The 7,788-nt window shown below is 66.2% G+C and carries 7 protein-coding genes; all 7 read right to left on the bottom strand.

Annotated elements, in window-relative coordinates; genetic code table 11:
• Nucleotides 1–117: 117 nt before the first annotated feature.
• Nucleotides 118–723 (bottom strand): K(+)-transporting ATPase subunit C, encoded by a 606-nt coding sequence (locus BN1233_RS42115; RefSeq protein WP_046869659.1) that lies wholly within the window; start codon nucleotides 721–723, stop codon nucleotides 118–120.
• Nucleotides 724–735: 12 nt separating this feature from the next.
• Nucleotides 736–2,838, bottom strand: a complete 2,103-nt coding sequence (kdpB, locus tag BN1233_RS42120; protein ID WP_046869660.1) for a potassium-transporting ATPase subunit KdpB — start codon at nucleotides 2,836–2,838, stop codon at nucleotides 736–738.
• Nucleotides 2,839–2,910: 72 nt separating this feature from the next.
• Complete coding sequence (locus BN1233_RS48150) at nucleotides 2,911–3,066, bottom strand: hypothetical protein (RefSeq protein ID WP_154678371.1); 156 nt, start codon at nucleotides 3,064–3,066, stop codon at nucleotides 2,911–2,913.
• 8 nt (nucleotides 3,067–3,074) lie between these two features.
• Nucleotides 3,075–4,775: a potassium-transporting ATPase subunit KdpA gene (kdpA, locus tag BN1233_RS42125; protein WP_046869661.1), complete on the bottom strand. Its 1,701-nt coding sequence runs from the start codon at nucleotides 4,773–4,775 to the stop codon at nucleotides 3,075–3,077.
• 11 nt (nucleotides 4,776–4,786) lie between these two features.
• A complete protein-coding gene (gene kdpF, locus BN1233_RS44380) occupies nucleotides 4,787–4,876 on the bottom strand; it encodes a K(+)-transporting ATPase subunit F (RefSeq protein ID WP_063776759.1) in 90 nt (29 codons plus the stop codon).
• Between the two features lie 554 nt (nucleotides 4,877–5,430).
• Nucleotides 5,431–5,685, bottom strand: coding sequence for a hypothetical protein (locus tag BN1233_RS42135; protein ID WP_046869663.1), 255 nt, complete (start codon nucleotides 5,683–5,685; stop codon nucleotides 5,431–5,433).
• Entirely contained in the window at nucleotides 5,685–7,514 is a 1,830-nt protein-coding gene (locus tag BN1233_RS42140) for a potassium transporter Kup (protein ID WP_074078495.1), read from the bottom strand. The genes BN1233_RS42135 and BN1233_RS42140 overlap by 1 nt, the downstream gene beginning before the upstream one ends.
• Nucleotides 7,515–7,788 lie beyond the last annotated feature (274 nt).

The raw sequence follows: 7,788 nt of genomic DNA on the forward strand, positions 1-7,788 counted from the left end.
GGGCCTCCTGCAACAGCGCTTCCGGAGATGGGCGCTTCTCGGGGTCGCGACGATCATCGGGCATGGCCGATCCTCATCCGCCGTTCCGGCCTATCCAGCCCGGACGCCGCGCGGTACTCAAGGGGCTTGCAGCCCGTCGAGTGCGAGATTGAGGGTCAGCACGTTGATGCGTGGCTCGCCGAGGACGCCAAGATTGCGGTCCTCGACATGCTTGTTCACGAGCGCGCGAACGCGGTTTTCGGAGAGGTGCCGCGCCTGGGCTACGCGCGGCACCTGGAACAGAGCAGCTTCAGGCGTGATGTGCGGATCGAGGCCCGAGCCCGAGGTTGTCACGAGGTCGATCGGCACGGACGCGTTCGGATTCTGTGCCTTGAGAGCGTCTACGTTGCCCCGCACGCGCTCGATCAGGGCCTCGTTCGTCGGGCCGAGATTCGAGCCCATCGAGTTTGCGGCGTTGTAGGGCACCGGCACCGACTTCGACGCATCTGCAGGGTCCGGACCTGTCGTCGCGGACGGTCGCCCGTGGAAGTAGCGGTCGCTGGTAAAGGCCTGCCCGATCAACTCGGAGCCGATCACCTGGCCGTCATGCTCGATCAGGCTGCCGTTGGCCTGCCGCGGAAACACCGTCTGTGCGATGCCGGTGATGGCGAGGGGATAGAGGAGGCCGGTGATCGCGGTCAGCGCCAGGATCATCACGAGGGCGGGGCGAAGCTGCTTGAGCATGGAGCAGGTCCTTCAGGCGAGGCCAACGGCAGTGATGACCATGTCGATGAATTTGATGCCGATGAACGGAACGACGAGACCGCCTAGGCCGTAGACGAGGAGGTTGCGCCGCAGCAGTGCCCCCGCGCCGATCGCCCGGTATCTTACACCCCTCAGGGCCAGCGGGATGAGCGCGATGATGATCAGCGCATTGAAGATGATAGCGGACAGGATTGCGCTCTGCGGGGTTTCGAGACCCATGATGTTGAGCGCGCCGAGCTGCGGGTAGATGGCAGCGAACATCGCCGGGATGATCGCGAAGTATTTCGCGACGTCGTTGGCGATCGAGAAGGTGGTGAGCGAGCCGCGCGTCATCAGGAGCTGCTTGCCGATCCCGACGATCTCGATGAGCTTGGTCGGGTCGGAGTCGAGGTCGACCATGTTGCCGGCCTCGCGGGCCGCGACCGTCCCCGTGTTCATGGCGACCCCCACGTCGGCCTGGGCGAGTGCCGGGGCGTCATTGGTGCCATCGCCGCACATGGCGACGAGCTTGCCTTTGGCCTGCTCTTCCCGAATGAGCCGGAGCTTGTTCTCTGGAGTCGCGTCGGCCAGGAAGTCGTCGACCCCCGCCTCGGCAGCGATTGCGGCTGCAGTCATCGGGTTGTCGCCCGTGATCATGACGGTACGGATGCCCATGCGGCGCAGTTCCGCAAAGCGCTCGCGGATGCCGCCCTTGACGATATCCTTGAGGTGAATGACGCCGAGAAGCCGCCCACCCTTGGCGACCGCAAGCGGCGTACCGCCAGCCCTGGCGATCCGCTCGGCCAGCACCTGGATCTCGCGGACGGTTTCCGCGCTGGTAGCCGGGCGGAGGACCTGGACGGCCGCGGCAGAGGTGACGGCCATTGGTACAGCCAGAGCGTTAACAGATTTCAGAACTGCATCGATGGCGCCCTTGCGGATCGAGGAGCCGTCGAGATCGACGCCGCTCATGCGCGTCTGGGCCGTGAACGGAACGAAATGGGCGTGCAACTGGCCCATGTCGCGGGCGCGGATCCCATGCTTCTCCTTTGCAAGCACCACGATCGAGCGCCCCTCGGGTGTCTCGTCGGCCAGGGACGCGAGCTGCGCCGCATCTGCGAGTTCCTGCTCGGACACGCCAGCAACGGGCAGGAACTCCGTCGCCTGCCGATTGCCGAGGGTGATTGTTCCGGTCTTGTCGAGGAGAAGCGTGTCGACGTCACCCGCTGCCTCGACCGCGCGGCCCGACATGGCGAGCACGTTGAAGCGCACCAGCCGATCCATGCCGGCAATACCGATCGCCGAGAGCAGCGCGCCGATCGTGGTGGGGATCAGCGTGACGAACAGCGCCACGAGCGCGATGATTCCGACAGCACCGCCCGCATAGCTCGCGTAGCCCGGGATGGTCGCGACGGCGAAGACGAAGATGATCGTCATGCCGGCGAGCAGGATGTTGAGCGCGATCTCGTTCGGGGTCCTCTGCCGCGCGGCACCCTCGACGAGCGCGATCATGCGGTCGAGGAAGGTCGATCCGGGTGCCGCCGTGATGCGGACCTTGACCCAATCGGACAGAACCTGGGTGCCGCCCGTCACCGCGGAGCGGTCTCCGCCGCTCTCGCGGATCACCGGAGCGGACTCGCCCGTGATGGCGGCCTCGTTGACCGACGCCACGCCCTCGATCACCTCCCCATCGGATGGGATGATGTCGCCTGCCTCGACGAGGACGACGTCCCCGGCCCTCAGGCTGGTGCCGGGCACGATGCGGTAGTTCCCGCCCTCGCCTCCCGGGAGGAGCTTCGCCTGCGTCTCGGTCCGGGTCCGGCGCAAGGATTCGGCCTGCGCCTTGCCGCGTCCCTCGGCGACCGCCTCGGCGAAGTTGGCGAAGAGAAGCGTAAACCAGAGCCAGAGGATGATCTGGAATGAGAAACCGGTCCCTTCCCTGCCCGTGGCGAAGTCGCGGATGAGCAGAACCGTGGTCAGGACTGTGACAACCTCGACCACGAACATGACGGGGTTCCTGATCAGGACGCGCGGATCGAGCTTGGCGAAGGCCGAGCCCAGCGCCGGGCCGAGAATGGCCGGGCTAACGATTGTTGCGGTCTTGGTTCTGGCCATTGGTGCGGACTCCGAGACCTCCGGTGAGGTGAAGGAAGAAAAGCAGTTGCGCGATCGCGGAGCGCGCGGGCTTCAGCCCGCTATGACGGCGACGAGGAGCAGACATCCGGTGGCCAGAAAAGCAAGAGCCGTGATCGCCAGGATCAGGTTCAAGGCGGGCGGATCCCGGTGGCGCCGGCTGTGGCGGTTGCCGCCCGGCAGGAGGAGGCGCGAACGCGAGGTCTTCATGGGCCACCTCAGCTCGCGGAGAAGGTCTGACCCGAGAGCATCGCGAGATGCTCGACGATCGGCCCGAGCGCCAGCGCCGGGAAGAAGGTCAGCCCGCCGACGATCAGGATGACGCCGACGAGCAGACCGACGAACAGGCCGCCATGGGTCGGGAAGGTGCCCGCCGAGGCCGGCACGGTCCTCTTCGCCGCAAGCGAGCCCGCCATTGCCAGCGCCGGCACAATGACGAAGAAGCGGCCGAACAGCATGGCCACGCCCAATGTCAGGTTGTACCAGAGCGTGTTGCCGGTGAGACCACCGAGGGCAGAGCCGTTGTTCGCCGCCGCCGAGGTGAAGGCATAGAGAATCTCCGAATGCCCATGCGGCCCAGGATTGGCGATCGACGATACCGCGAAGGGCAGGACCTCCGAGAGTGCGGAGAGGCCCAGCATGAACAAGGGCAGGACCAGGATGGCGAGCATCGCCATCTTGACCTCCTTGGCCTCGATCTTCTTGCCGACATATTCCGGCGTGCGACCGACCATCAGGCCCGCGACGAAGATCGCGATCACGACGAAGATCAGCATACCATACAGGCCTGCGCCAACGCCGCCGACGATGATCTCGCCGAGCTGCATGTTGATGAGCGGGATCATGCCGCCGAGCGGCATGAAGCTGTCATGCATGGCGATCACCGCACCGCAGGACGCGGCCGTGGTGATGACCGCGAACAGGGCTGAACTGGCAATCCCGAAGCGGACCTCCTTGCCCTCCATGTTGCCGCCCTCGACGCCGAGCGCCTGGATCAGCGGATTCCCGGAGGCCTCCGCCCAGTAGGTCACGGCAACGCCGGCGAGGAACAGCACGCCCATGGCCGCGAGGAGGGCCCAGCCCTGGCGCTCGTCGCCGACCATGCGGCCGAAGACGTTGGTGAGCGCCGCGCCGATCGCGAAGATGGAGACCATCTGCACGAGATTCGTGAGCGCGTCCGGGTTCTCGAAGGGATGAGCGGAGTTGGCGTTGAAGAAGCCGCCGCCATTGGTGCCGAGCATCTTGATCGCAAGCTGCGATGCCACCGGGCCAACGGCGATCGTTTGTTTGGCGTCCTCGAGCGTCGTGGCCACGATATATGCCGACAGCGTCTGCGGAACCCCGCGGAACACGTAGACCAGCGTCAGCACGATGGAGATCGGCAGCAGCACGAACAGCGTCGCGCGGGTCAGGTCGACCCAGAAATTGCCGATCGAGCGCGCCGACGCCCGCGCGAAACCTCGGATGAGCGCCACGGCAACTGCGATGCCGGTTGCCGCCGACACGAAGTTCTGCACGGTCAGCCCGGCCATCTGCACGAGATAGGACATCGTGCTCTCGCCACCGTAGTTCTGCCAGTTCGTGTTGGTCGTGAACGAGACGGCCGTGTTGAACGCGAGATCCGCGGGCACGGCGGCCATGCCCTGCGGATTGAAGGGCAGCGCGGCCTGGAGCCGTTGCAGGAGGTAGAGCAGGACGAACCCCGCGAGATTGAAGAGCAGCATGGCAGTCGCATAGGTCAGCCAGTGCTGCTCCTCGCGGTCGTCGATGCCGCCGAGCCGGTAGAGCGGGCGCTCCAGCGGGCGGAGGAAAGCGAACTCGCCGTCGAGGACGCGCGTCATGTACCAGCCGAGCGGCTTCACGAGCGCAAGAACGATCGCGCAGAAGAGGGCGATCTGGATCCAGCCATTGAGGGTCATGGGGGCGATCCTCAGAACCGCTCGGGACGGACCAGGACGTAGATGAGGTAGAGCAGGAGTCCGGCGGCCACGACGGCTCCGAGTGCGTATTCCAGGATCATCGATGCGCTCCTAGAGACGCTCGCAGGCAATTCCGTAGCCGGCGGACAGGGCGAAGAAGCCCAGGCCCGTCGCGATTACGATGAGGTCGAGCATGTCGGTCACTCCCCGGATCATCCGCGGTGCGCAGGGCGGCCCGCGGGTGCGAAGCCAGCATCGCGTCCACCGGCACGGGCGAGGTGGAAGCGTCCGCACCGAATGAGTGACGATGACCGCGTAAGGAATCGAGAGGGCGGCGCGCGCGTCGATGTGAAGATTCCATAAAGATTTCCGGGGGTCGGCGTTCTCGCGGGTGTCGGCACCGGTCGGCCACGTGCCGCCGTGTTGCCGCAAGGCCGCGCGCCATTTTCCACATGGCATCCTTGCGTGAGTCCCTGGGCGGTCTGACCGTGCGCGGCGTCACCGGTGATCGTGCTGTCGGAGGACGGCGGACGAAGCGATCGGCGCATGAGTGCCGGGCGGTGTCATGACCGGAACGGATCGTGAGCGACGCATGCCGCATCAACACGCGGATCGAGGCATCGACCTGCGTCTGCGCACTGTCGCGCGGTCCCGATCAGAATGGATCACGGCCCAGCATGGTCATGACGGCCGTGACGATGACCCCTGAGAGAAGGCTTTCCAGCAAGGCAAGCCCGGGCGCATCGGGGAGCGCCATGCGATGCAGGAGATACCCACCGGACACGATGGCCGTTGCCGCGAGATACAGGAAGATGACCCGGACATGTGCACGCATCGACATGCCCTCGATCGAGGCATCGCGCCCACGGGACCTCTGGGTCGCGGAGTCCTCGCGGACCGGCCCGCTCATCAGATCGTGACCCGCGCCCCCACCTCGACGGCCCGATCCTCCGGGATGCAGAACTGGTCCGACACGTCGCTCGCGGAGCGCGCGAGCGGGATGAAGATGTAGTCCTCCCACAGCGACAATCCCGCGTCACGCGAGGGTTGCAGCGCCCGCCGCGACAGGAAGAACGAGGCGTTCTCGAGATCGAAGTCGGCGGCCTTGAGTGCTTTCGGGACGTTCGGGTGTTCCATGAAGCCGAACCGCACCGTCACCCGCGAAAACCGGTCCGAGAGCTTTTCGGTGGTGACCCGGCTCTCATCGCGGAGACGCGGCACCTCCTCGGTGGCAACGGTCAGGATGATGTTCTTCTCGTGCAGCACCTTGTTGTGCTTCAGGTTGTGGAGAAGGGCGGCCGGCACGTCCTGGGCGTTCCCGGTCAGGAAGATGGCGGTCCCAGGCACCCGTGGCACCGTGCTCTGTTCTGCCGTCCGGATGAACTCGGCCAGGGGCGGACGGTCCCGGTACGTGATCTCCGCCAGGAGGTGCGTGCCCTTGCGCCAGGTCCGCATGAGGATGAACAGCCCGGTGCCCGTCAGCAGCGGGAACCAGCCGCCCTGCGGGATCTTGAGCACGTTCGCCGACAGGAAGACGAGCTCGATTGCCAGGAAGGGCGCGATCACCAGCGCGGCGAGCGCCGGCGACCAGCGCCAGAACTTCCACGCCACGATGAAGAGCAGGCAGCTCGTGATCACCATGTCGCCCGTAACCGCGATACCGTAGGCGGCGGCCAGCGCACTCGAGCTCTCGAACAGCACGACGAGCAGGATCACCGCGAACAGCAGGAGCCAGTTGATGAGCGGGATGTAGATCTGGCCCTTCTCGGTCTCGGAGGTGCGCAGGACCCGGAAGCGCGGGATCACGCCCAGGTGCATGGCCTGCTGCGAGACCGAAAAGGCGCCGGTGATCACCGCCTGGCTCGCGATGATCGTCGCCACCGTCGCGAGAATGACCATCGGCAGCAGGGCCCATGCGGGGTAGAGCAGGAAGAACGGGTTCTCGAGCCCCTCGGGCGCGGCGAGCAGCATGGCGCCCTGCCCGAGATAGTTGACCGCCAGCGCCGGGAAGACGAGCCCGAGCCAGGCGGTGCGGATCGGCGCGCGCCCGAAATGGCCCATATCGGCATAGAGGGCCTCGGCTCCCGTCACCGAGAGGAAGACCGCACCAAGAGCGAGGAGCCCAGCCGTCCCATGGTTCATCAGGAAATCGAGGCCATACACCGGATTGATCGCGGCGAGGATGCTCAGGTCGTCCCGGATATGCATCAGGCCGCCGAGGGCCATGACGAGGAACCATAAAGCGGTGAGCGGCCCGAAGAAGGATGCCACGCTCGCCGTGCCGAACCGCTGGACGGCAAAGAGCGAGATCAGGATCGCGAGGCTGAGCGGCACCACGTAGGAATCGAAGGCGGGCGTCACGAGCTTCAGGCCCTCGACCGCGGAGAGCACCGAGATCGCCGGCGTGATGATGACGTCGCCATAGAACAGCGACGCGCCCACCATGCCGAGGACGATAGTCGCCCCGGCGGCGCCACCGAGCGCACGCTGCGCGAGCGTCACGAGCGAGAGGGTGCCGCCCTCGCCCTCGTTGTCGGCGCGCAGCACGAGGACGACATACTTGAGCGTCACGATGATGGTCAGCGCCCACAGGATCAGGGACACCACGCCCAGCACCATCTCGCGGGTCAGCGCGCCGGCGCCCGCATGCCCGGTGGCCGCGGCTAGGCTCTCCTTGAGGGCATAGAGCGGGCTCGTGCCGATGTCGCCGTAGACGACGCCGATCGATCCCAGGGTCAGGGCCCAGAAAGAGGTCGGTGCAACGTGGGATGCTCGGTAAGGCCCGCGGCGACTCCTTCGTGTGCACGTGTCCCTGCCGCAGCCATGATCCGGTTCCCGGAGAGCAATGCGATGGCCTTGGCTAACGTGGCTCCGGGGTGCGGGTTTCACCGGAGCGGCCGTGATCGCCGAACGACCTCGGTCGGATCCGGCGCGGTAGGAGCGAATGGCGGGTGGCAGCGGGTCGCCGATACGTGGGCATCGGGTGAACGACGCGCCGTAAGTTCACGTCCTA

Origin of the sequence: Microvirga massiliensis (assembly GCF_001006805.1) — a bacterium.
GTDB classification, from domain to species: domain Bacteria; phylum Pseudomonadota; class Alphaproteobacteria; order Rhizobiales; family Beijerinckiaceae; genus Microvirga; species Microvirga massiliensis.

Excerpts from the sequence above, each read along its gene's own strand:
- BN1233_RS42115 (WP_046869659.1), bottom strand. The coding sequence starts at position 723 with ATGCTCAAGCAGCTTCGCCCCGCCCTCGTGATGATCCTGGCGCTGACC.
- kdpB (WP_046869660.1), bottom strand. The coding sequence starts at position 2,838 with ATGGCCAGAACCAAGACCGCAACAATCGTTAGCCCGGCCATTCTCGGC.
- BN1233_RS48150 (WP_154678371.1), bottom strand. The coding sequence starts at position 3,066 with ATGAAGACCTCGCGTTCGCGCCTCCTCCTGCCGGGCGGCAACCGCCAC.
- kdpA (WP_046869661.1), bottom strand. The coding sequence starts at position 4,775 with ATGACCCTCAATGGCTGGATCCAGATCGCCCTCTTCTGCGCGATCGTT.
- kdpF (WP_063776759.1), bottom strand. The coding sequence starts at position 4,876 with ATGATCCTGGAATACGCACTCGGAGCCGTCGTGGCCGCCGGACTCCTG.
- BN1233_RS42135 (WP_046869663.1), bottom strand. The coding sequence starts at position 5,685 with ATGAGCGGGCCGGTCCGCGAGGACTCCGCGACCCAGAGGTCCCGTGGG.